Source organism: Stenotrophomonas sp. SMYL86, assembly GCF_036320025.1.
In the GTDB taxonomy this organism is placed as follows: Bacteria; Pseudomonadota; Gammaproteobacteria; order Xanthomonadales; family Xanthomonadaceae; genus Stenotrophomonas; species Stenotrophomonas maltophilia_A.
The window spans coordinates 520,027-541,371 of the sequence record NZ_JAWIRU010000001.1 but is presented as its reverse complement, the minus strand read 5'-3'; the positions used below and the strand labels follow the sequence as shown (position 1 = coordinate 541,371).

The 21,345-nt window shown below is 67.8% G+C and carries 22 protein-coding genes; all 22 read right to left on the bottom strand.

Features of this window, described 5'->3' with window-relative positions; all coding sequences use genetic code 11:
- Window positions 1-2: 2 nt before the first annotated feature.
- The 22 genes from V3B64_RS02530 to fliE all read right to left on the bottom strand — a co-directional run bounded on the left by V3B64_RS02530 (window position 3) and on the right by fliE (window position 21,176).
- Complete coding sequence (locus V3B64_RS02530; protein WP_006442968.1) at window positions 3-608, bottom strand: protein phosphatase CheZ; 606 nt, start codon at window positions 606-608, stop codon at window positions 3-5.
- Window positions 608-1,000 (bottom strand): chemotaxis response regulator CheY, encoded by a 393-nt coding sequence (gene cheY, locus V3B64_RS02525; protein ID WP_006365466.1) that lies wholly within the window; start codon window positions 998-1,000, stop codon window positions 608-610. The genes V3B64_RS02530 and cheY overlap by 1 nt, the downstream gene beginning before the upstream one ends.
- Before the next feature lie 57 nt (window positions 1,001-1,057).
- On the bottom strand, window positions 1,058-1,801 hold the full coding sequence (locus V3B64_RS02520; protein WP_049401180.1) for an RNA polymerase sigma factor FliA: 744 nt from the start codon (window positions 1,799-1,801) through the stop codon (window positions 1,058-1,060).
- Window positions 1,798-2,685: a P-loop NTPase gene (locus V3B64_RS02515; protein ID WP_049401182.1), complete on the bottom strand. Its 888-nt coding sequence runs from the start codon at window positions 2,683-2,685 to the stop codon at window positions 1,798-1,800. The genes V3B64_RS02520 and V3B64_RS02515 overlap by 4 nt, the downstream gene beginning before the upstream one ends.
- Window positions 2,672-4,294 (bottom strand): flagellar biosynthesis protein FlhF, encoded by a 1,623-nt coding sequence (flhF, locus tag V3B64_RS02510; RefSeq protein ID WP_329913558.1) that lies wholly within the window; start codon window positions 4,292-4,294, stop codon window positions 2,672-2,674. The genes V3B64_RS02515 and flhF overlap by 14 nt, the downstream gene beginning before the upstream one ends.
- 145 nt (window positions 4,295-4,439) lie before the next feature.
- Window positions 4,440-6,500, bottom strand: coding sequence for a flagellar biosynthesis protein FlhA (gene flhA / locus V3B64_RS02505; protein ID WP_329913567.1), 2,061 nt, complete (start codon window positions 6,498-6,500; stop codon window positions 4,440-4,442).
- A 44-nt stretch (window positions 6,501-6,544) separates the two neighbouring features.
- The gene (gene flhB / locus V3B64_RS02500; protein ID WP_107432403.1) at window positions 6,545-7,675 is read right to left on the bottom strand and encodes a flagellar biosynthesis protein FlhB; all 1,131 of its coding nucleotides are present in this window, start codon (window positions 7,673-7,675) and stop codon (window positions 6,545-6,547) included.
- A gap of 118 nt (window positions 7,676-7,793) precedes the next feature.
- Window positions 7,794-9,926: an EAL domain-containing protein gene (locus tag V3B64_RS02495; protein WP_329913557.1), complete on the bottom strand. Its 2,133-nt coding sequence runs from the start codon at window positions 9,924-9,926 to the stop codon at window positions 7,794-7,796.
- Between the two features lie 164 nt (window positions 9,927-10,090).
- A complete protein-coding gene (fliR, locus tag V3B64_RS02490) occupies window positions 10,091-10,882 on the bottom strand; it encodes a flagellar biosynthetic protein FliR (protein WP_012510964.1) in 792 nt (263 codons plus the stop codon).
- Between the two features lie 13 nt (window positions 10,883-10,895).
- Window positions 10,896-11,165 (bottom strand): flagellar biosynthetic protein FliQ, encoded by a 270-nt coding sequence (locus V3B64_RS02485; protein WP_012510965.1) that lies wholly within the window; start codon window positions 11,163-11,165, stop codon window positions 10,896-10,898.
- A gap of 82 nt (window positions 11,166-11,247) precedes the next feature.
- Entirely contained in the window at window positions 11,248-12,027 is a 780-nt protein-coding gene (gene fliP / locus V3B64_RS02480) for a flagellar type III secretion system pore protein FliP (protein ID WP_329913556.1), read from the bottom strand.
- 1 nt (window position 12,028) lies between these two features.
- The gene (gene fliO, locus V3B64_RS02475; RefSeq protein ID WP_032129212.1) at window positions 12,029-12,448 is read right to left on the bottom strand and encodes a flagellar biosynthetic protein FliO; all 420 of its coding nucleotides are present in this window, start codon (window positions 12,446-12,448) and stop codon (window positions 12,029-12,031) included.
- Entirely contained in the window at window positions 12,445-12,780 is a 336-nt protein-coding gene (gene fliN / locus V3B64_RS02470; RefSeq protein WP_012510967.1) for a flagellar motor switch protein FliN, read from the bottom strand. The genes fliO and fliN overlap by 4 nt, the downstream gene beginning before the upstream one ends.
- The gene (fliM, locus tag V3B64_RS02465) at window positions 12,777-13,781 is read right to left on the bottom strand and encodes a flagellar motor switch protein FliM (protein WP_032129211.1); all 1,005 of its coding nucleotides are present in this window, start codon (window positions 13,779-13,781) and stop codon (window positions 12,777-12,779) included. The genes fliN and fliM overlap by 4 nt, the downstream gene beginning before the upstream one ends.
- 10 nt (window positions 13,782-13,791) lie before the next feature.
- Window positions 13,792-14,307: a flagellar basal body-associated FliL family protein gene (locus V3B64_RS02460; RefSeq protein ID WP_049421892.1), complete on the bottom strand. Its 516-nt coding sequence runs from the start codon at window positions 14,305-14,307 to the stop codon at window positions 13,792-13,794.
- Between the two features lie 223 nt (window positions 14,308-14,530).
- Complete coding sequence (locus tag V3B64_RS02455) at window positions 14,531-15,667, bottom strand: flagellar hook-length control protein FliK (protein WP_329913555.1); 1,137 nt, start codon at window positions 15,665-15,667, stop codon at window positions 14,531-14,533.
- Window positions 15,667-16,134 (bottom strand): flagellar export protein FliJ, encoded by a 468-nt coding sequence (gene fliJ / locus V3B64_RS02450; RefSeq protein ID WP_005416437.1) that lies wholly within the window; start codon window positions 16,132-16,134, stop codon window positions 15,667-15,669. Before fliJ ends, V3B64_RS02455 begins: the two co-directional genes overlap by 1 nt.
- 3 nt (window positions 16,135-16,137) lie before the next feature.
- Window positions 16,138-17,523 (bottom strand): FliI/YscN family ATPase, encoded by a 1,386-nt coding sequence (locus V3B64_RS02445; RefSeq protein ID WP_149909297.1) that lies wholly within the window; start codon window positions 17,521-17,523, stop codon window positions 16,138-16,140.
- Entirely contained in the window at window positions 17,520-18,161 is a 642-nt protein-coding gene (locus V3B64_RS02440; protein WP_049461528.1) for a FliH/SctL family protein, read from the bottom strand. Before V3B64_RS02440 ends, V3B64_RS02445 begins: the two co-directional genes overlap by 4 nt.
- Window positions 18,158-19,144 carry a flagellar motor switch protein FliG gene (gene fliG, locus V3B64_RS02435; RefSeq protein ID WP_024958226.1) on the bottom strand — a complete coding sequence of 329 codons (987 nt, stop codon included), beginning with the start codon at window positions 19,142-19,144 and terminating at the stop codon, window positions 18,158-18,160. Before fliG ends, V3B64_RS02440 begins: the two co-directional genes overlap by 4 nt.
- Before the next feature lie 7 nt (window positions 19,145-19,151).
- Window positions 19,152-20,798, bottom strand: a complete 1,647-nt coding sequence (gene fliF, locus V3B64_RS02430; protein WP_329913554.1) for a flagellar basal-body MS-ring/collar protein FliF — start codon at window positions 20,796-20,798, stop codon at window positions 19,152-19,154.
- A gap of 12 nt (window positions 20,799-20,810) precedes the next feature.
- Window positions 20,811-21,176, bottom strand: a complete 366-nt coding sequence (gene fliE / locus V3B64_RS02425; protein ID WP_005409552.1) for a flagellar hook-basal body complex protein FliE — start codon at window positions 21,174-21,176, stop codon at window positions 20,811-20,813.
- Window positions 21,177-21,345 lie beyond the last annotated feature (169 nt).

Sequence of the window (21,345 nt, the reverse complement as noted above, 5' to 3'; positions counted from 1 at the left end):
GCTTACAGCCCCAGATCCGACAACAGGTCGTCGGCGTCGTTCTGCGAGACCGCGTGGCGGTCCAGTCCCTTCAGTGCCGGCCCGGCCAGTTCCGGGTCGGTGCGATGCTGTTCCGGCGGCAGGCCGAGCGCGCCGAAGCCTTCGTGCACGCGGCGGACGATGCCGACCACGCGACGGATGATCTGCCCGGTCAGGTCCTGGTAGCTCTGGGTCAGGGCGATCTCGGTCAGGTTGTGGCGGATGCGCTCGAGCTGCGCGTCCTGGCCCGGCTGCAGGCCTTCGGCGCGCAGCTGTTCGGTCAGGCTGCGGCATTCCTCGGCCAGGTCCAGGGTGCGGTGCGTGGCCTGTTCGGTCATCGCCACCACGTGGTCCAGTCGCGCGCAGGCGTCGTCCAGTTCGCCGGCTTCGCTCGGCACGGTCGGCAGTTCGCCCAGCGCCTGTCCCAGCTCGCGGGCCAGCCGCGAAAGGCCGCTCATCATCGGCTGCGTGCGCAGCGCGACCAGCCCGTCGATGCGCTGCCGCCAGGCGGCCTCGTCACCGGACTCGAGTGCGTCCAGGGCTTCCTGCAGGCGCAGGGCGAGGGCGTTCTTGTCGACCGTGGTATCCATCAGGCGCTGGCCGCCAGGCGTTCGAAGATCTTGCCGAGCTTCTCTTCCAGCGTCTGCGCGGTGAACGGCTTGATGATGTAACCGTTCACGCCGCTCTGGGCGGCTTCGATGATCTGCTCGCGCTTGGCCTCTGCCGTGACCATCAGCACCGGCAGGGTCTTCAGCTTGGCATCGGCACGGATCGCCTTGAGCAGCTCGATGCCGGTCATCACCGGCATGTTCCAGTCGGTGACCACGAAATCGAACGGCTGGCTCTGCAGCAGCGACAGCGCGGCATGCCCGTCCTCGGCTTCGGCGGTATTGGTGAAGCCCAGATCGCCCAGCAGGTTCTTGACGATTCGACGCATGGTCGAGAAGTCGTCGACGATCAGGATGCGCATGTTCTTGTTCAAAGCAGAATTCCTTTGTTGTTCATTCCGGGCGGCCGGGGGCAGCCGCCTCGGGGATGTTCATTCTTCGAGGCCTGCGTCGGCAGCCTCGAACAGCTTCAGCCGGCCACGCAGGCGCAGTACCGCCTGGCCGTGGATCTGGCAGACCCGCGACTCGCTCACGCCGAGCACCGCGCCGATCTCCTTCAGGTTCAGTTCCTGCTCGTAGTACAGCGAGAGCACCAGTTGTTCGCGCTCGGGCAGGTGGCCGATGGCCTTGCCCAGCTCGCGACCGAACTCGCCGCGCTCCAGTACCTGCTGCGGGGTCGGCCCGCCCTGGGCGACGGTGTCCAGCTCGCCCTGGTCCTCGATGCGCGATTCCAGGCTCAGCACCTGGCCACGTGCAGCGTCTTCCATCAGCCGCAGGTACTCGGGCAGCGGCATCTCCATCGCGGCGGCCACTTCAGTGGCGCTGGCGGCACGGCCACTGCTCTGTTCCAGGCGGCGGATGGTGGCGGCGGCATCACGTGCACGGCGGTGCACCGAGCGCGGGACCCAGTCACCACGGCGGATCTCGTCGATCATCGAACCACGGATGCGGATCGAGGCGTAGGTCTCGAAAGAAGCACCCTGGTCGGCGTCATAGCTGCGCGAGGCTTCGATCAGGCCCATCATGCCGGCCTGGATCAGGTCGTCGACCTCGACGCTGGCTGGCAGGCGCGCGGCCAGGTGGTGGGCGATGCGCCGCACCAGGTCCGAATGCTGGGCGATGACTTCGTTCGCCGCCGAGCGCTGCACTTCCCTGTACTGGGCTGCGCCTTTCATGCCGTCACCCCACGCTGCTTGAGGATGCGTTCGAGGAAGAACTCGACGCCGCCACGCGGTTCGGTCGGCGCCTGCCAGCGCGCGGTACGGCGCGCGATCTCGGTGATCGCCAGCGCCGCCGGGCTGGACGGATAGGCCTTCACCACCGGCTGCTGGCGCTGCACCGACAGGCGCAGCCAATCGTCCTGCGGCACGCAGCCCAGGTAGTTCAGCGAGACATCGGCAAGGAACTTCTCGCAGACGCGGGTCAGCTTTTCGTACAGCACGCGGCCCTCGTTGGGGTCGCGCACCATGTTGGCCACCACCTGGATGCGGTCCACGCCACGCTCGCGCGACAGCACCTTGATCAGTGCGTAGGCGTCGGTGATCGAGGCCGGCTCGTCACAGACCACCACCACGGTGTCCTGTGCGGCCTGGCAGAAGGTCAGCACGCCATCGGTGATGCCGGCGGCAGTGTCCACCACCATGATGTCCAGCTCGCGCTCCAGCTCGGAGAACACGTTGACCAGGCCAACGTGCTCAGCCGGGGCCAGCTCGGCCATGTGGCGGCGGCCGGACGCGGCCGGGACCACCAGCACGCCGTTCGGGCCTTCGACGATGACGTCATCCAGCGTGCAGCGGCCGGCGACCAGGTCGGCCAGCGTAAAGGTGGGGTTCAGGCCCAGGATCACGTCGATGTTGGCCAGGCCGAGGTCGGCGTCCAGCAGCAGCGTGCGCTTGCCCATGCCAGCCAGTGCCACGGCCAGGTTGGCCGACACATTCGTCTTGCCCACGCCGCCCTTGCCGCCAGTGACCGCAATGGTGCGCACAGGGCCGAGCGGCTCGCTGCGGGTGGCCGACAGCGGGAAGGTCTTGGTCAGCTTGGCGTACTCACGCGACGGCATGGTTCAACTCCGGGTTGCAGGGCATATCGGCCGCGCGGCGCAAATCTTCAAGGCGAAGTACAAGATTGGCTGCACTGGCCCGGTGCAGGTCCTCCGGGACGTCCTGGCCATCGGTCACCCAGGTGATCGGCAGGGCATGGTCCACGGCCACCGACAGGGCGTTGCCGAAGCGGCCGGTCTCGTCCAGCTTGCTCAGTACCAGGCCCTGCAGGTTGGCCGCGCCGAAGCGACGGACCACCTCGTCCATGTCGCCGAAGCTGGTGTTGGCCGGCAGCACCAGCAGGGTGCGGACCTGGCGGGCGGCACGCAGCCACTGCAGCTGGGCGGCCAGGGCGCGGTCGCGCGGGCCCAGGCCGGCAGTGTCGATCAGCACCAGCTTGTAGTCCTTCAGACGTTCCAGCAGCTGGTCCAGGTCGGTGCCGCTGTTGGCCTCGTGCACCGCGATGCCGAGCTGGCGGCCGTAGCCGTACAGCTGCTCGCGGGCACCGATGCGGGTGGTGTCGGTGGTGACCAGGGCCACGTCACGCGGCGCGTGCTTCTCGGCGAAGCGCGAGGCCAGCTTGGCGATGGTGGTGGTCTTGCCGGCGCCGGTCGGGCCGACCAGTGCGATCACACCACCTTCTTCCAGCGGGTCGACCGGGGCGATCGGCAGCTTGCGCGAAATCAGCCCCAGCATCAGGCCGCGGCCTCGATGGGCCTCGGTCTCCAGCGGGATCTGCATGGCCACGTCGCGGGCCAGGCCGGCATCGAAGCCATACTCGTCCATCAGGTCCAGCGCGGTGGCGCGCACCGGGCAGCCGCGCAGGCGCTCGTCGGTGAAGCGGTTCATCTCGCGCTCGATCACATGGCGCATGCCGGCCACTTCCTGGCGCAGCTGGCGGATCTCGGCGTCGTCCTGGGCCACCAGGGTTAGTGCCGGGGCTGGGGCCAGCACGGGGGCAGCGCTGGTTTCGTCGCTGGCTTCGACCGGTGCCGGTTCGCTGGCAACGATCCCAGGCTGCGCTTCGGTCACGGCAGCGGTCGGCAGCGGCGGCGGCTGCACAGCCGGGGCCGAGTTTTCGTGATGCGTCTCGTGCGGCGGGTCGATCTGGAAGCGGGCGCGGTTGGCCGGTGCGGCGGTGCTGGGCGCCGGTGCGACGATGGCTTCGGCGAACGGAGCGAAGATCTGATCCGGCAGCGCCGGTTCGTTGACGGCGGCGCGTGCCAGGGTGGCGGCGAAGCCGGTGCTGCCGCGGGTCGGCACGATCTCGTCGGCGCTGTCCAGGGTGCGGCCGGTGGCGCCGACCGCAGCGCGGGCGAGGGCAGCCACGGCCGAGGTGGTTGCGGCGACCGGTTCCGGTGCCGGGGTATTGCTGCGGCGGCGGGTGACCGCGGCGATCACCGCGTCGGCGGCGGTGCGCGGCTTCGGCGCCGGCGGCGGAGCGATGTCACGACGCGAGGCTTCCAGTGCACGCTGCACGGCGCTCTCGTCGTAGTTGGCGGCGGCGACGATCTCGATGCCTTCCTCGATCCGGCGGTTGGACAGGATCACGGCGTCAGGACCATGTTCCTTGCGCACCAGGTTCATGGCCGAGCGCATGTCGGCGGCGACGAATCGTTTGATTTTCATGCTGTGGTCACGGGACGAAGACGGCGGGGTGGCGGTCGGAGAACTCGGGTGGTCGGTGGTCTGCACGGTGCGGGTTCCCCTTGGTATCTGTCTGTTGCGTTGGTTCGAAAGTGGTGTCTGTTTTCTGGCGCATCGGAGGGCGGCGTCAGCTGATCGTTCCGACCAGCTTCAGGCGCTTGTCCTCCGGCACCTCGCTGTAGGCCAGGACCGACAGCGACGGAACGCTGTGGCGGACCAGGCGGGCCAGCGCGGCACGCACCGGGCCAGGTACCAGCACGACCGCGGGCTCGTTGCGGGCTTCCTGCTTGCTGACGCATTCGGCCAGGCTCTGGTGCAGTCGCTCAGCGAGTCCGGGTTCCAGCGCGGCGCCGTTGCCCTGCGTGGACTCCTGCAAGACACGTTCCAATTGTGGGTTGAGCGTGAACACCGGCAGCTCCGCCGACATTCCGGCGATCTCCTGCACGATGAAACGACCCAGTGCGGTGCGCACCGCGGCAGTCAGCACGGCCGGGTCCTGGCTGTTCGGAGCGTGTTCGACCAGTGCTTCGGCGATCTTGCGCAGCTGGCGGATCGGAATGCGCTCGATCAGCAGGTTCTGCAGCACGCGTACCACCGCCGACAGGGGCAGTGCCTTCGGCGTCAGATCTTCGACGAGCTTGGGTGCGCTCTTGGCCAGGTTGGCCAGCAGGTGCTGCACTTCTTCGTGGCCGAGCAGTTCCGGCGCGTGTTCGCGGATGAGGTGCGAGAGGTGGGTGGCGACCACGGTGGCTGGATCGACCACGGTATAGCCCAGCGTTTCAGCCTGGGCACGCTGGTGCGGTTGGATCCAGGTGGCATCCAGGCCGAATGCGGGGTCCTTGCCGGCGATGCCTTCCAGCGCGCCGAGCGCGCTGCCCGGGTCCAGCGCCAGTTCGCGGTCGGGGTGGATCTCGGCGGTGGCCACCGGTACGCCGTGCACCAGCACGCGGTAGCCGTTGGCCGGCAGTTCCAGGTTGTCGCGGATGTGCACCGACGGGATCAGGAAACCGACGTCCTGGGTCAACTTGCGGCGCACGCCCTTGATGCGTGCCATCAGTTCGCCGCCCTGGTTGCTGTCCACCAGCGGAATCAGCCGGTAGCCGACCTCCAGGCCCAGCGGATCGACCGGGCGCAGTTCGTCCCAGCTCAGTTCGGCAGTCGGAGCCGGCGCGGCCGGGCGGCCGAGTACGTTGAGCGCGGCAGCGTCATTGCCTGCGGCTGCCGGATCGGTGGCCGCGGCCTTGCCCTTGCGGTAGACCTTCCAGGCGATGAAGCCGAGGATCGCGGACAGTGTCAGGAAAGCGACGTTGGGCATGCCCGGCACCAGGCCGACCACGCCGATGATGCCGGCGGTGATCGCCAGCGCACGGTACTGCCCGAACACCTGGCCGGTCATGGCCTGGGCCATGTCCTGCGAACGCGAGGCGCGGGTGACCAGCATGGCCACGGCGCTGGAGACCAGCAGCGCCGGCAGCTGCGCCACCAGGCCATCACCAATCGACAGCAGGGTGTAGGTGGCAGCGGCATCGCCGAACGGCATGCCATGCTGCAGCACGCCTACGGCCAGGCCGCCGAGCATGTTGATGAACAGGATCAGGATGCCGGCAATGGCATCACCACGGATGAACTTGCTGGCACCGTCCATCGCGCCGTAGAAGTCGGCTTCCTCGCGCACTTCCTCGCGGCGCAGCTTGGCTTCTTCACGCGTCAGCAAACCGGCGTTGAGGTCGGCGTCGATGGCCATCTGCTTGCCGGGCATCGCGTCGAGGATGAAGCGCGCGGTCACTTCCGAGACGCGGCCGGCGCCCTTGGTGATGACCACGAAGTTGATGATGGTCAGGATCGCGAACACCACGATGCCGACCGCGTAGTTGCCGCCGATCACGAACTCGCCGAAGGCGGCAATGACCTTGCCCGCGGCGTCATGGCCGTTCTGGCCGTTCAGCAGGATGACGCGGGTGGAGGCGACGTTCAGCGCCAGCCGCAGCATGGTGGTGATCAGCAGCACGATCGGGAAGATCGTGAAGTCCAGCGGGCGCTTCACGTAGACCACCGCCAGCAGCACCATCAGCGAGATGGCGATGTTGAAGGTGAACAGGGCGTCGAGCACCGGCGCGGCCAGCGGCACCACGACCATGGCCAGCAGGGCCAGCACGATCAGCGGTGCGCCAAGGCCCTGGCGGATCATTTCCAGCGCGCGGCGGGTGTTGAAACCGGTGGAGGGCTGGGCGCTCACGGGCGGCCTCCCTTGCCGAATTCATCCACCTGGATGTGCGGGGCGTCCGGCATCGGGCCAGTGCGCCAGGCGCGCAGCTGGTAGACGTAGGACAGGACCTGGGCGACGGCCGAATACAGTCTCACGGGGATTTCCTTTCCGAGTTGGCCTTCCCGATACAAGGCGCGTGCCAAAGGCGGGGCGGAGACGATCGCCACCTTGTTGCCGTCGGCCACTTCACGGATGCGCAGGGCGGTCTCATCCACACCCAGGGCGACCACTTTGGGGGCGTTCATGGCGCCGCCCTCGTACTTAAGGGCGACCGCGTAGTGGGTGGGGTTGACCACCACCACATCGGCAGTGGGCACCGCCTCCATCATCCGGCGGTTGGCCATCTGCTGCTGCAGCTGGCGGATGCGGCCCTTGACCTCGGGGCTGCCCTCGCTTTCCTTCATTTCCCGGCGCAGCTCTTCACGCGTCATCTTCAGCTTGCGCATCCAGTTCCAGCGCTGGTAGGGCGCATCGATGGCAGCCAGCACCAGCATCGCGCCGGCGGTGGCCAGCAGCAGGCGCAGGGTGAAGCCGAGGCCGTCGGTGATGGCGGTCTCCAGCGGGTGGTGGATCAGCCCGCGCAGGGTGTCGAAGCCGGTCCACACCACCAGCCCGGCGGCAACGCCGACAAAAGCCACGCGCAACAACGACTTGGTGAACTCGGCGATGGCTTCCGGGCCATACAGGCGCTTGAGCCCGCTCATCGGGTTCATGCGGTTGAAGTCGGGCATCATCGCCTTCTGCGACCAGCGCAGGCCGCCCATCACCAGCGGGGCGACGAAGCTGGCCAGCAGGCAGACCAGCACCAGCGGCGCGATCACCAGCATGAACTGCAGCAGCAGGTCGCCGAAGTGGCCGAACAGTTCCTTCGGGTTCTGCCGCAGGCTCTGCTCTGGGCTGAGTGCATGCTTCATCCAGGCGCTTGCACCGCGGCCGATCGAGCCGCTCATGGCCATCACCGCCAGTACGCCGGCGCCGAACACGGCGGCCGTGCCGAGCTCGCGCGAGCGCGGCAGGTTGCCCTGTTCACGGGCGTCGCGCAGGCGTTTTTCGGTAGGTTGTTCGGTCTTTTCGCCGGCGGATTCGTTCTCGGACATCACGGGCACTGCGGCAGGGGATGCCGGGGTGCGTGCAAGAAGTGTTCCGTGATGGGTTCATGTGCCAACCAAGGTTGGCATCTACCAGAGCAGGTGCAGGTGGGAGCGCAGCCTGGATCTACCCCGGCGGGTGCTGCGTCGGCGGGCTCTGCGCCAGCTCCACCCGAGGCCGGGGCAGGTCATGCAGCTGCATGAAGCGCGCCGCATCCACCGGGCGGCCGAGCAGGTAGCCCTGCAGGTAGTCGCAGCCCAGCCGCTCCAGGTAGGCGCGCTGCGCGGCGGTTTCCACGCCTTCGGCCACGATGTCCATGTCCAGCGCGTGGCCCAGCGCCACGATCGCCGAGACGATCACCACGTCCTCGGCGCTGTGCTCCAGGTCGCGTACGAAGGCGTGGTCGATCTTGATTTCGGTGGCCGGCAGCCGCTTGAGGTACAGCAGGCTGGAATAGCCGGTGCCGAAGTCATCGATGGAGATGCCCACGCCCAGTGCCGAGAGCGCCTGCAGCAGGCGCAGGCTGGTATCGGTATCGCGCATCACCGTGCTTTCGGTGATCTCCAGCACCAGGTGACGTGGGGCAATGTCGTAGCGTTCGATCACTTCACGCACATCCTGCAGCAGGTGCGGCGAGCTGAACTGCACCGGCGACAGGTTCACCGACATCGACCAGCCCTCGTGGCCGGCATCGTGCCAGCGGCGCAGCTGCTGGCAGGCCTGGTCCAGCGCCCAGCGCCCGATCTCATTGATCGCACCGCTGCGTTCGGCCAGCCGGATGAAGCGGTCCGGCGGGATCAGGCCATGCTCCGGATGGCGCCAGCGGATCAGCGCTTCGGCACCGGCCACCTTCTGCGTGGCTACCTGGATCTTCGGCTGGTAGTGCAGGAACAGCTGCTCGCTGCCGATGGCCCGGCGCAGGTCGGCCAGCAGCCGGAACTGTTGTTCGGCGCTGTCATTCATCCAGTCGGCGAACAGCACGAAGGCGTTGCGTCCGGATTCCTTGGCCTGGTACATCGCTGCATCGGCAAAGGCCATCAGCTGCCGCTCGCTGGCAGCATGATCCGGACAGATCGCCACGCCGATGCTGGCGGTCACCTGCAGTTCGTTGTCGGACAGCAACGGCCCGCTGCCGACCGCCTGCAGGATGCGCCGGGCCAGCGTCGGCAGGTCCTCGTCGTGCTCGATGCGCACCACCAGCACGAACTCGTCGCCGCCCAGCCGCGCCAGCATGTCGTTGGGCCGAAGCAGCTGGCGCGTGCGTTCGGCCACCGCAACCAACAGTGCATCGCCGGCCTGGTGGCCGTAGGCATCGTTGACCTGCTTGAAGCCATCCAGGTCCATGAACATCACCGCGAAGCGGCTGCCGCCCTGTTCGGCCTCGGCCAGCGCCTGCACGATGCGACGCTGCAGCAACAGGCGGTTGGGCAGGCGGGTAAGCGGGTCGTGCAGTGCGGCCTGGGTCAACTCCTGCTGGGCGTCGGTCAACGAGGTGCTCAGCAGCGAATTGCGCAGGCGGAGCAGCTGCGCCTCCACGCGCTGGTCCAGCCATGACACCACCAGTACCACGGCCAGGATCGCCACGGTCAGCACCACCACCAGCATGGCCAGCCATTCGTTCTGCAGGCCATCGCCCACGGCAGCGCCACACACGCTGCCTTCCGGGAAACGCGCGGCGGCCATGCCGGTGTAGTGCATGCCGACGATGGCCAGGCCGAGCAGGCCCGCCGCCGCCAGGCGATCGCCGATGCGGGTGCGCTGCGCGCGCAGCCGGAATGCCACGTACAGCGCGGTCCAGGAGGCGGCCACCGCCACCATCAGTGAGAACAGCAGCCAACCCGGGTCGTAGTCGATACCCGGCTGCATGCGCATGGCCGCCATGCCGACGTAGTGCATGCCGGCGATGCCGGTGCCCATCAGCAGCGCGCCGCCGGCCAGCCGCGGATGGGGCAGGGTGCGCAGCGAGACCAGCCACAGCGCGAACACTGACGAGGCGATGGCCAGCGCAAGCGAGAGCAGGGTGATCGGAAGGTCGTAGCCCAATGGAATGGGCAGATCGAAGGCCAGCATGCCGATGAAGTGCATCGACCAGATGCCCAGGCCCATGGCGAAGCCACCACCGAGGCGCCACCACCACGCCGCGCCCTTGCCGGGTGCAGTGACCGTGCGCCCGGCCATCGCCAGCGCGGTGTACGAAGCCATCACGGCAACCAGCAGCGAGATCGCCACCAGCCACGGGTTGTACGTGCCTACCAGCATTCGTCAGTCTCCCGGACCTGCCTGTCGACGGAAACCACGGTGGGGCATGCATGAGGCAGGCCGACGCACGGCGCCGGCCACGTGCGGCATCCCCCCGGTTGCCGCGTATTCACTCTAACGCGCAGACCCGGGGGAAGGGCAAGCAGTAAAACGTGATGATCCGGTCAGTGTGTGACCGTGTCCGCAGCCTGGAAGGCGGCATCGAACAGGCGCTGTACCGGCGGACCCATTTCCCCGGCCAGCAGCGCCAGCAGGAACAGGCCCAGCAGCAGCGACACTGGCAGGCCGAGCTGGATCGGGTTCAGCGCTGGGGCCGCACGGGCCAGGACGCCGAACGCAAGGTTCACCGCCAGCATTGCCACGGTCAGCGGGATCGCCAGGGTCAATGCGCCGCGCAGTACGGTCAGCAGGAAGGTTGGGGCGATGCTGAAGAAGGCGTGCGGGTCCGGCAGCGGGGCGCCGATCGGCAGCGCCCGGTAGCTGTCCACCACCAGCGAGATCAGCGCCAGGTGCCCGTTGGCGGTGAAGAACAGCAGGCCGAACAGCAGATAGAACCACTGGCCGATCACGCCGGAGGTGCCGCCACGCAATGGGTCACTCATCTGCGCGAAGGCCAGGCCGGTGCCCTGGGCGATCAGTTCGCCGGCCATCGCGCCGGCCTCGAACACCAGCCGCAGCAGGAAGCCGATGGATACGCCGATGGCCAGTTCACGGGCGATGGTAAGGACCGTGGCGGCATCGAAACCGGTCCAGTCCGGTACCGGCGGCAGCAGCGGCGCCAGCGCAATGGCCAGGGTGCCAGCCAGCACCACGCGCACCCGTGCGGGAACGGCACGGGTACCGACCATCGGCATGGCCATGGCCACTGCGCCGATGCGCAGCATGGTCCACAGCACGGTGCCGATCATGCCGAAGGCCTGCAGGCCGTCGGCAGCCATCTGGGTGGCGGCGTCCATCGAAGCGCGTGTCCTAGCCGATCAGGTGTGGAATGCGCTGGAACAGCAGCGTGGTGAACTCCACCAGGTGGCCGATCAGCAGGCTGCCCAGCGCGAACAGCACCGCGGTCAGCGCCGCCGCCTTGGCAACGAAGGCGATGGTTGGCTCATTGAGCTGGGTCGCGGCCTGCACCACGCCCACCACCACACCGACCACCAGCACGGTGAGCAGCAGCGGGCCGGCCACCCACAACACGGTGATCAGGCCGCCACGCAGTTCGGTCAGGGCAAGTTCGGGAGTCATTCGGGTTCCATCTGCTCATGTAGCGTCGAGCCGCGCTCGACTGTGCTTCTGTAGAGTCGAGTCATGCTCGACTGCCTCTCGATCACGCCGGATTGAAGCTCGCCGCCAAGGTACCGACGGTCAGCACCCAGCCATCCACCAGCACGAACAGCAGGATCTTGAACGGTGCCGACACCAGCATCGGCGACAGCATCATCATGCCCATCGACATCAGCACGCTGGCAACCACCAGGTCGATGATCACGAACGGGATGAAGATCAGGAAGCCGATCTCGAAGGCGGTCTTCAGCTCGCTGGTAACGAACGAGGCGACCAGCACCGGGAACGGGATCGCATCGGGGCTGGCGTAGGTGCCATGCCCGGCGATGCCGGCAAAGGTCATCAGGTCGGTCTCGCGGATCTGCGCCAGCATGAAGCCGCGCAGCGGCGTGGTGGTCAGCGTCCAGGCGGTCTGGAAGTCGATCTCGCCGTTGAGGTAGGGCGCCATGCCGGTGCTCCAGGCCTTGTCCCAGGTCGGCAGCATGATCATCGCGGTGAGGAACAGGGCCAGGCCCAGCAGCACCTGGTTGGACGGCGTCTGCCCGGTACCCAGCGCCTGGCGCAGCAGGCCCAGCACGATGATGATGCGGGTGAACGAGGTCAGCACCAGCAGCATCGACGGGATCAGGGTGATCGCGGTCATCAGCAGCAGGGTCTGCAGCGGCAGGCTGACCGGCGCACCGCCGATCTTGCCGACATTGATGTCCGGCAGCGGCGTGGTCGGGGCACCGGGGGCGGCGAAGGCCAGTGCCGGCAACAGGCACAGGGCGAGCATCAGCAGCCACGGCATCAGGGTGGCAAGACGGTTACGGGTGACACGCATGTCAGGGATCCTTGCGCAGCCGCTGCTGCAGCAGCTGGGCGAAATTCGGCAGGTTCTTGAAGTCCGGCACGCGCACCGGCGCGGGCGGCGGCAGCGGTTCGGGCAGGGTGTGCAGGGTGTTGATACCGCCAGCGGTGACGCCCAGCAGCAGCTGCTGGCCGTTGACCTCGACCACCACCACGCGCTCCTTGGCACCGACACTCAGGCTGGCCACCACCTTCATGCCGTCGGCCGGGCGGAAGCCGCTGCCGGGCAGGCGCTTTAGCAGCCAGCCGAGGCCGATGACCAGCGCCAGCACTGCCAGCAGCGCCAGCACCGCGCCGAACAGGCTCGGTGCGGCGGCTGCGTGCTGGCCGATCTGCGGGCCGACCGGAGCGGCGGTCTTGCCGACCGCCAGCAGTGTGGAGGCCAGCAGGCTCAACGCAGTCTCCGGATCCGCTCGCTCGGGCTGACCACGTCGGTCAGGCGAACGCCGAAGCGGTCGTTGATCACCACCACCTCGCCGTGGGCGATCAGGGTGCCGTTGACGAACACATCCAGCGATTCGCCGGCGCCGCGTTCCAGTTCCACCACCGAGCCCTGGTTGAGCTGCAGCAGGTTGCGGATCGGCAGGCGGGCACGACCGACTTCCAGGGACAGGGTCACCGGCACGTCGAGGATCACGTCCAGGTTGAGGTCGGCGCCGGCCCCTTCTTCGGCCTGCAGGGTGCCGAACTGGGCCGGGGTCGGTTCGAGGGCGTCGATATCGTTCATTGCGGGTCTTCCTGGATGACGGGTGCGCGCGGGCGGGTGCCCGGCGGATGGGTAGCGGTGATCTTCACGGCGTTCATGCCGTTGGCGATGCCGAACTCGCCGGTGAACACCGGGATGTTCTCCACGCACAGCGGCACCTGCGGGCTGAGCTCGATCGGCAGGATGTCGCCGACCTTCAGCTGGGTCAGGTCACGCAGGGTCATGCGCTTGCTGGCCAGTACGCTGGACAGGGTCACCTCGGCGATGTTGAGCTGTTCGCGCAGGGTCTGGCCCCAGCTTTCGTCGCGATCATTGCGGTCGCTCTGGATGCCAGCGTCGAGCAGCTCGCGGATCGGCTCCAGCATCGAATACGGCAGGGTGACGTGGATGTCGCCGCCACCGCCGTCGAGCTCGACGTGCAGCCGGCACACCACCACGTACTCGCGCGGCGTCACGATGTTGGCGAAGTGCGGGTTGATCTCCGAGTTGATGTATTCGAAGTCGACGTCCATCACCGGTGCCCAGGCCTCGCGCAGGTCGGCGAAGGTCTGCTTCAGCAGCAGGTGGATCACCCGCATTTCGGTGGCGGTGAATTCGCGGCCTTCGATGCGGGTGGGGTAGCGCCCGTCGCCGCCGAAGAAGTTGTCGACGATGGCGAACACCAGGGTCGGTTCGAACACGATCAGGCCGGTACCGCGCAGCGGCTTGAAGCGGATCAGGTTCAGGTTGGTCGGCACATACAGCGAGTGCATGTAGTCGTTGAACTTGATCAGCTCGATGCCGCGCACCGACAGTTCGGCCGAACGGCGGATCAGGTTGAACAGGCCGATCCGCCACAGGCGCGCGAAGCGCTCGTGGACCATTTCCAGGGTCGGCATGCGACCACGGATGATGCGGTCCTGGCTGGCGAAGTCGTACGAACGTGCTTCGCCTGACGGCGGTTCCGCATCGGTCTCGACCGCGCCACTGTCCACGCCGTGGAGCAGGGCATCGATCTCGTCCTGGGACAGCAGATCATTCATCGGTGGGCCCTTACTGGGTCACGAAGCTGGTGAACAGCAGATCGTCGGCGCCGTTGCTGCCGGTCTCGGCCTTGAGCACTTTCTGCACTTCGGCCAGCGAAGCGGCCTGCAGCTTCTGCTTGCCGGCGATGTCGGCGATCTGGTCGGGGCTGACCTGCGAGAACAGCATCAGCAGGCGTGCGCGGATGGCCGGGGCATGCGTCTTGATCGCTTCCAGTGCGGCCGGGTCGCGGGTCATCAGCTGCACTTCCAGCTGCAGGTAGCGCGGGCCGTCGACCGGGCCGTTGAGATTGACCACGAAGGCCGGGTCCAGCGCGAAGTACTGCGCCGGTGCCGGAGTACTGGCCTTCTTCGGGGCCTGCGCGGTCTTCTCTTCGTGCTTGGACTGGGTGAAGAACCAGACGCCGCCACCGGCGGCAGCGGCGGCGAGCACGGCCACCAATGCGGTGATCAGGATCGGACTGCGCGGCTTGGCGGCCTTGTCCTTCTCGGCGGTCTTCTTGGTTTTGTCAGCGGCTGCGGCCACGGGGTGAAGCTCCTGAGGGTTGCTTCACCGGGATATGCAAGGGGTGTGCCGGAGCCGGGGCAGAGGGGTGCGACGGAATTCCGTCGGGGTGCCGGTGGGGCCGTGCGGAGCACGCTCCGCACCCACCAACGCGATACGGGTAGCTGCTGCTCTATTGCCCCGGTGCCCTGGTGGGTGCCAACCGTCCCGATCTGGTGGGTGCCAACCTTGGTTGGCACGTCTGTCAGGCGTATGCGTCCAGCAACCCGCGCTGGCGGATCAACTGCGCGGACGACACGCTGGCCTCGCCCGGCGACGGTTCTCCGTCACCCGCGATGCCGCCGCCACTGGCCTGGCCTGACGCATTGCCGTCACCACCGGGCGCCTGATGACCAACATCAGCATGAGCCAGCTGGAAGCCCTGCTCGCCGAGGAGTTCGCGCAGGCGCGGCAGGCTGCTTTCCAGTGCCTGGCGCACATCCACGTGTGGGCTGCTGAAGCTGGCATGCACCTTGTCGCCGTTCAACTGCAGGCGCACATCGACCGGGCCCATGTCGTCCGGACTCAACCGGATGTGGGCGTGGCCGATCTTCTGGTCGGCCAGCCAGCCAAGGCGCGCGCCGACGGCCTGGTCGAAACCATCGTCACCGAGCACCGGCTTCGGAGTCGGCTCGCCATTGAAGATGGCGTTGCCGGTAGCGAGTGCAGCTTTCAGATCCTGCACAGCCGCGTTGCCCGGCGCATGCAGCAGCGGCGCTGCGGCACGGTCGCCGATGTGGGGTGCGTCGCTGCCTTCGCCACGCTCGTTGCGCTTGCCGGGCAGCACCAGTTCAGGCAACGGCAGCGTGGCTGTCTGGTCGGTGCCGCTGCTGGTGGTGGACGATGTGGCAGCCGCCGCTGTGGATGGCAGGGCTGCGGCGGCCGGCAGTGCGGCGGGGGCGGGTAGTGCGTTGCCGTCTGCGTCGGTAGCCGTTGCAGCCATTGTTGGCAGAGCGGCGGCAGGATCGGCAGGCGCCGGTACCGCCAGCACCAGCCCAGCCAGGCCGAGTGGCGGCCACGGGGCTTCCTCGGTCGCCGCCGGGGTGTCCTTTTCGGCAACCGGCTTGGCCGGTGATGTGGGCACCGTGGCGGCGGTCTCTTCGGGGGCGGCAGCGCTGTCCGGCCTGCGCTCGGCGCCGGCCTGGCCAGTACTGTCCGATGCCGGTCCCTGCGTGGACGGCATGGGCGAGTTCGAGGGTTTCGAGGGTGCATCGGCACCCGGCGAGCCACCCTGCAGCAGTTGACTGAACCCCTTGTTGCCATCACCGCGTGGTGCGCGTGGTGCGCTGCTGCCGGAATGCTGTGGCTGCGCGTTGGCGCTGCTGGCCAATGGCGCGGGCATCACGAGCGGCCTCCCTGCTCGGCGCCGTCCTGATCTTCGGCCTGTACCAGGCGGGCGCGACGCGCGCCAATGTCGTCCATCTCGCGCTGGTCGCGGCGGTCCGTCACCACCTTTTCCTGTGCGCGGTAGCTGGCGGCCAGCTGTTCCAGCACAGCTTTGTCACGGCTGGCCAGGATCAGGCGGGCGCGCTCGGCTTCCACCTTTTCGCGGTTGCCGTTGACCGTGGCCTGCTGCTGCTCCACCGCACTGTCGAGACGGTCGAGGAAGGCGCGCCGGTTCAGCAGCTGCGCCGGGCTGGTCGCTGCCATCTGCGCGTTCGCATATTCCTCGGCATAGCGGCGCAATTCGTCCAGTCGCGATAGATGGGTATCGAGCACGCGCTGGCGTTCGGCCAGATCGCGGGCGACTGCGTCCTCGTGTTCCTGGGCCCGCTTGAGCAGGGGATCGATGCGCTTGGACTGGTTCATGGCTTAACTCTCTTGTTCCACCAGGCGCTGCAGTGCCGCCTGGCTGTGCGGGAGATCTGCGGCCTTGGCGACGTCCTGGCCGAGGAACTCCATGATTTCCGGCCAGCGTTCCAGGGCTTCGTCGGTGGCCGCGTCGTTGCCGCGCTGGTAGGCACCGATGGCGATCAGGTCGCGGTTGGCCGAATAGGCCGAGACCAGCCGCTTCAGCTTGCGGATGCGCAGGCGCCACGGTTCGTCGGCGATTTCCGTGACCACGCGGCTGACCGACGATTCAACGTCGATGGCCGGGTACAGGCCACTGTCGGCCACGCGCCGCGACAGCAGGATGTGGCCGTCGAGGATCGCGCGCGCTGCATCGGCGATTGGATCCTGCGGATCGTCGCCTTCGGTCAGCACCGTGTAGAACGCGGTGATCGAGCCACGGCCCTTGGCACCATTGCCGGCACGCTCGACCAGCGCCGGCAGCTTGGCGAACACCGACGGCGGATAGCCGCGGGTGGTCGGCGGTTCGCCCACCGACAGGCCGATCTCGCGCTGGGCCTGGGCGAAGCGGGTCAGCGAGTCCATCAGCAGCAGCACGTTCAGGCCCTGGTCGCGGAACCATTCGGCGATGGCGGTAGCGCGATAGGCACCATGCAGGCGCGCCAGCGGCGGCCGGTCGGCGGGACTGGCCACCACCACGGCGCGGCGCAGCCCTTCCTCGCCCAGCGTGGTCTCGACGAAGTCGCGTACTTCGCGGCCACGTTCACCGATCAGGCCGACCACGATCACGTCGGCGGCGGTATAGCGGGTCATCATGCCCAGCAGCGTCGACTTGCCGACGCCGGAACCGGCGAACAGGCCGACACGCTGGCCGCGGCCGATCGGCAGCAGCGCGTTGATCGCGCGCACGCCCACGTCCAGCGGCTGGGTGATCGGTTCACGCGCCAACGGATTGATCGAGACGCCGGCCATGCCGACATGGCCCTCGGCGCGGATCGGGCCCTTGCCATCCAGCGGCACGCCGTCGCTGTCGATGACGCGGCCGAGCAGGCCTTCGCCCACTTCCACGCCGCCACGGCGCGCGGACGGCACCACCCGGGCATTGGGCAGAAGGCCGTGCAGTTCGGCGCTGGGCATCAGGTAGGTGCGCTCGCCGGCGAAGCCGACCACTTCGGCATCGACCCAGCCACCATCGACCACTTCCACCTTGCAGCTTGCGCCCAGCGGTGCCTCGCAGCCGACCGCTTCCAGCGTGAGCCCGACCGCGCGGCGCAGCACGCCTTCGCGGATCAGGCCGCGGCCATGGGCGGTATCCACACGCAGGCCATCGAGGCGACGGGCCAGGCGCAGGTTGCGGGCCATGGCCCAGTCGGCCGGTGGCGGAGACGGCTGCTGATCGGGGTTCATGCATTGGCTCCGGTCTGGCGGATCACCGCGTCCAGCGCGCCGCGCAGGCGGGCTTCCAGGGTGCCGTCGATGCGCACGGCTTCGGCGTGCACGCGAAGATCGCCGCGGCTGAGGCTGGTGTCTGGCACCAGGCGCTGTTGTGGCGGCAGGTTCAACAGCGGGGCGAGGGCGGCGATGTCGTCCGGGTGCAGTCGCACTTCCACTTCCCGGGTGCTGCCACCCACCGCGTCGATGGCCTCACCGACCAGCTGTGCCAGCAGTGCCGGGTCGGCTTCATAGGCGCGGCCGACCAGCGCACCGGCGATGCGTACCGCCAGCTCGCCCAGTGCGCCGACCACTTCGTTCTCCAGCCGCACCAGCGGTCGGCTGAAGTTGTCCAGGATGCCTTCGATCTGCGCGGCGAGGCGACGCACCTCCGCCTGGCCCTGGCCGTAGCCTTCGGTATGGCCGTGCTGGAAGCCTTCCTTCTCTGCGCTGTCCTGGATGGCCTGGATTTCCTCCAGGGTCGGCAGCTGCAGCGGCGGCTCCGGCTCGTGTTCCGGGTCCGGCTCGGTGAGTTCGAACGCATCCGCCTGATCCAGCACCGGTTCGGGCTGGGCCAGCAGGTCCGGGGCAAGCCAGCGCACGACGTTGCTCACAGCATGGCCTCCGCGCTGCCACCGATGGTGACCGTGCCTTCATCGGCCATGCGCTTGACGATGGCCAGGATCTCGCGCTGCGCGCCTTCCACGTCGGACAGGCGCACCGGGCCACGGGCTTCCATGTCTTCCAGCAGGATTTCGGCCGCGCGCTGCGACATGTTGCGGGTGATCTTGTCGCGCACCTTGATGTCGGCACCGCGCAGGGCCAGGCCCAGGCGCTCGCCGCTCACTTCGCGCAGCACCAGCTGCATTTCGCGGTCGTCGAGGTCGACCAGGTCGTCGAACACGAACATCAGGTCCTGGATGCGGTTGCTCAACGGCGCATCGATGCGGGCGATCTCGCCCAGGATCGCCTGGTCCTGGCCGCTGTCCATGAAGTTCAGGATGTTGGCCGCGCACTGCACGCCGCCGATGTTGGACGACTTCAGGTTCTGGTTGCCGGCGAACTGGCGCTCCATGATCTCGTTGAGTTCATTGAGTGCGTTCGGCGGAATGCCGTCGAGGGTGGCGATGCGCAGCAGCACGTCCACGCGGGTACGGTCGGGCAGCAGCTTCAGCGCGTCGGCGGCCTGGTCGGTCTCCAGGTGCGCCATCACGATGGCGATGATCTGCGGGTGCTCGTTGCGCACCAGGTCGGCCACAGCACGCGGGTCCATCCACTTCAGCGCGTCCAGGCCGGTGGTGTTGCGGCCGAGCAGGATGCGGTCGATCAGGTTCCCGGCCTTCTCGCTGCCCAGTGCCTGCACCAGCATGTTGCGGATGTAATCGTCCGAGCCCACGCCCAGCGAGGTCTTCGAGCCCAGCTCCTGGCCGAACTGGTCCATCACCCGTTCCACCTGCTCGCGGGTGATGTCGGTCATGGTGGCCATGGCGATGCCGATTTTCTGCACTTCCTTGGGTTCCATGTGACGCAGCACTTCGGCCGCATCCAGCTCCCCCAGCGAAAGCAGCAGTACGGCGGCGCGCTGCACGCCAGTCAGTGCGGCCTCAGTCATTGGCCACCCAGCCCTTGACCACCTGGGCCACGCGCTTGGAGTCGGTCTTCACGGCTTCACGCGCCATCCGCAGTCGTTCCTCATATGAATCCACCGGCAGGGCCAATGCATCCGGCCCGCCCAGGCTGGCCCGGTCGGCGCCCAGCGCCGGCAGCGGCATGCCATCGTCATCGACCAGCTGCACGTCCGCGGTATGCGGCTCCAGTGCCTGTTCGTCGTTCCTCTTGTTCTGGCCGGTGATCGCGCGCAGTGCAGGGCGCAGCACACCGAACAGCAATGCCAGCACCACCACGGCACCCAGCAGCATGCGACCGGCGTCGTGCACCCACGGCAGCTCCCACCATGCCGGGCCTTCGACCGGCGTGGTGTCACGCACGAACGGGGCATTCATCACCGACACGGTGTCGCCACGCTCGGCGTTGAAGCCGACGGCCTGCTTGACCAGCGCCTCGACGCGGGTCAGTTCGGCGGCCGACAGCGGCTGCGGGCTCATCTTGCCGTTGGCACCGGCGCGCGGGACGTTGTCCACCAGCACCGCCACCGAGACGCGCTTGATGCGGCCAGCCGGCTGGCGGGTGTGCTGCAGGGTGCGGTCCAGCTCGTAGTTGCGGGTCGCATTCTTGCTGCTTTCGGTCGGGGCCTGCGCAGTGGCCGGTGCGGCCTGCTGGCCCGGCGGGCTGTTGCTGGTCGCGCCCGGCACGCCCTGCGGGCCCGGGGTGCTGGTGGTGTTCTCGCTCATCTGCTCGCTGCGCAGCTTCTGCGGTTCACCGTTGTAGAGCTCACGGGCTTCCTCGGTTACCGAGAAGTCCATGTCCACGCTCACTTCCGGATTGACGCGGCCAGGACCGGTCATCGGCTCCAGCAGCTCGCGGATGCGCTGGTTGAACGAGGTTTCCTGGCGGCGGACCTGCTCGAACTGGGCCGCATTGACCGCCGCTTCGCTGTTCGGGTCGGTGATGCTGAGCATGCGTCCGCTCTGGTCGACCACCGTCACCCGTTCCGGAGCGAGGTCCGGAATGCTGGCCGCGACCATGTGCACGATGGCGTCGACCTGGCTGCGTTCCAGCTGCTGGCCGCCACGCAGTTCCAGGGTGACCGAGGCGCTGGCCACGTCACGCTGCCGGGTGAAGGCGCTGGGCTTGGGAATGGCCAGGTGCACGCGCGAATCGCGCACCGGGCGCAGCGTGTTGATGGTGCGCGACAGCTCGGTTTCCAGCGCGTGCTGGTAGCGTGCGCTTTCCACGAACTGGCTGACGCCGAAGCCCGGGTCGCGTTCCATCAGCTCGAAGCCGAGCTTGCCGCTGTCGGTCAGGCCGGAGCCGGCCAGCTTCAGGCGGGCGTCGTGCAGGTTCTTTTCCGGCACGGTGATGCCACCGGTGGCCGGGTCGAGCGCGAACGGGATCTGCGCGGCGCGCAGCAGGTCGGTCGCTTCAGCGGTGGCCTTCTGGTCCAGGCCGGTATACAGCGGGACCATGCCGGGCTTCTGCGACCAGAAGAACACGGACAGCCCGGCCGCTACGGCCACGGCGATCATCGCCATCAGTCCGAGCCGACGGGTGATCTGCAGGCTTTGCAGCCGATCGAACCACTGGCCCGCCTTTTCGGCGTTCAGGGATTCCTTGGAGAGCGACAGGGCCATGCGGTTCTATCCTTACAGCGGCATGTTCATCACGTCCTGGTAGGCCTGGACGAGACGGTTGCGGACTTCCACGGTGGCGCGGAAGGCGATCTGGGACTGCTGCGAGGCGACCATGACCTTGGCGAGGTCGGCGCTGGGGTCGCCCATTTCGAAGGCTTTTGCCAGGGCGCCGGATTTCTGTTGCGCGTCGTTGACGCCGGCAATCGCACCACGCAGGGTTTCGGTGAAGCTGGCCGGCTGGGCCTGCGGTGCATCCAGCACCGTGCCCGGCAGGGCGTTGCTGCGCGGCGTTTCGCCCAGCGGGTTGAGCGCCGGCTGTCCCATCTGGGTCTGATAGGAGCGGATCTGCGAAAGGATCGACGTGACGGAGTGGGACATCTGCAACGGTTCCAGAAACAGGGGATGGGGTTGTCTGCTGGAGCAGGTGCAAGTGCCGTGCCGAAACCGGTTTTCGATTCAGTGAAGTGAGGGTTTTGGGTGTGCTGGCAGGGCTGCGCCCTGCACCCGCAGAGGCCACGTCAACATCAACGTCAAAATCGGGCTATCC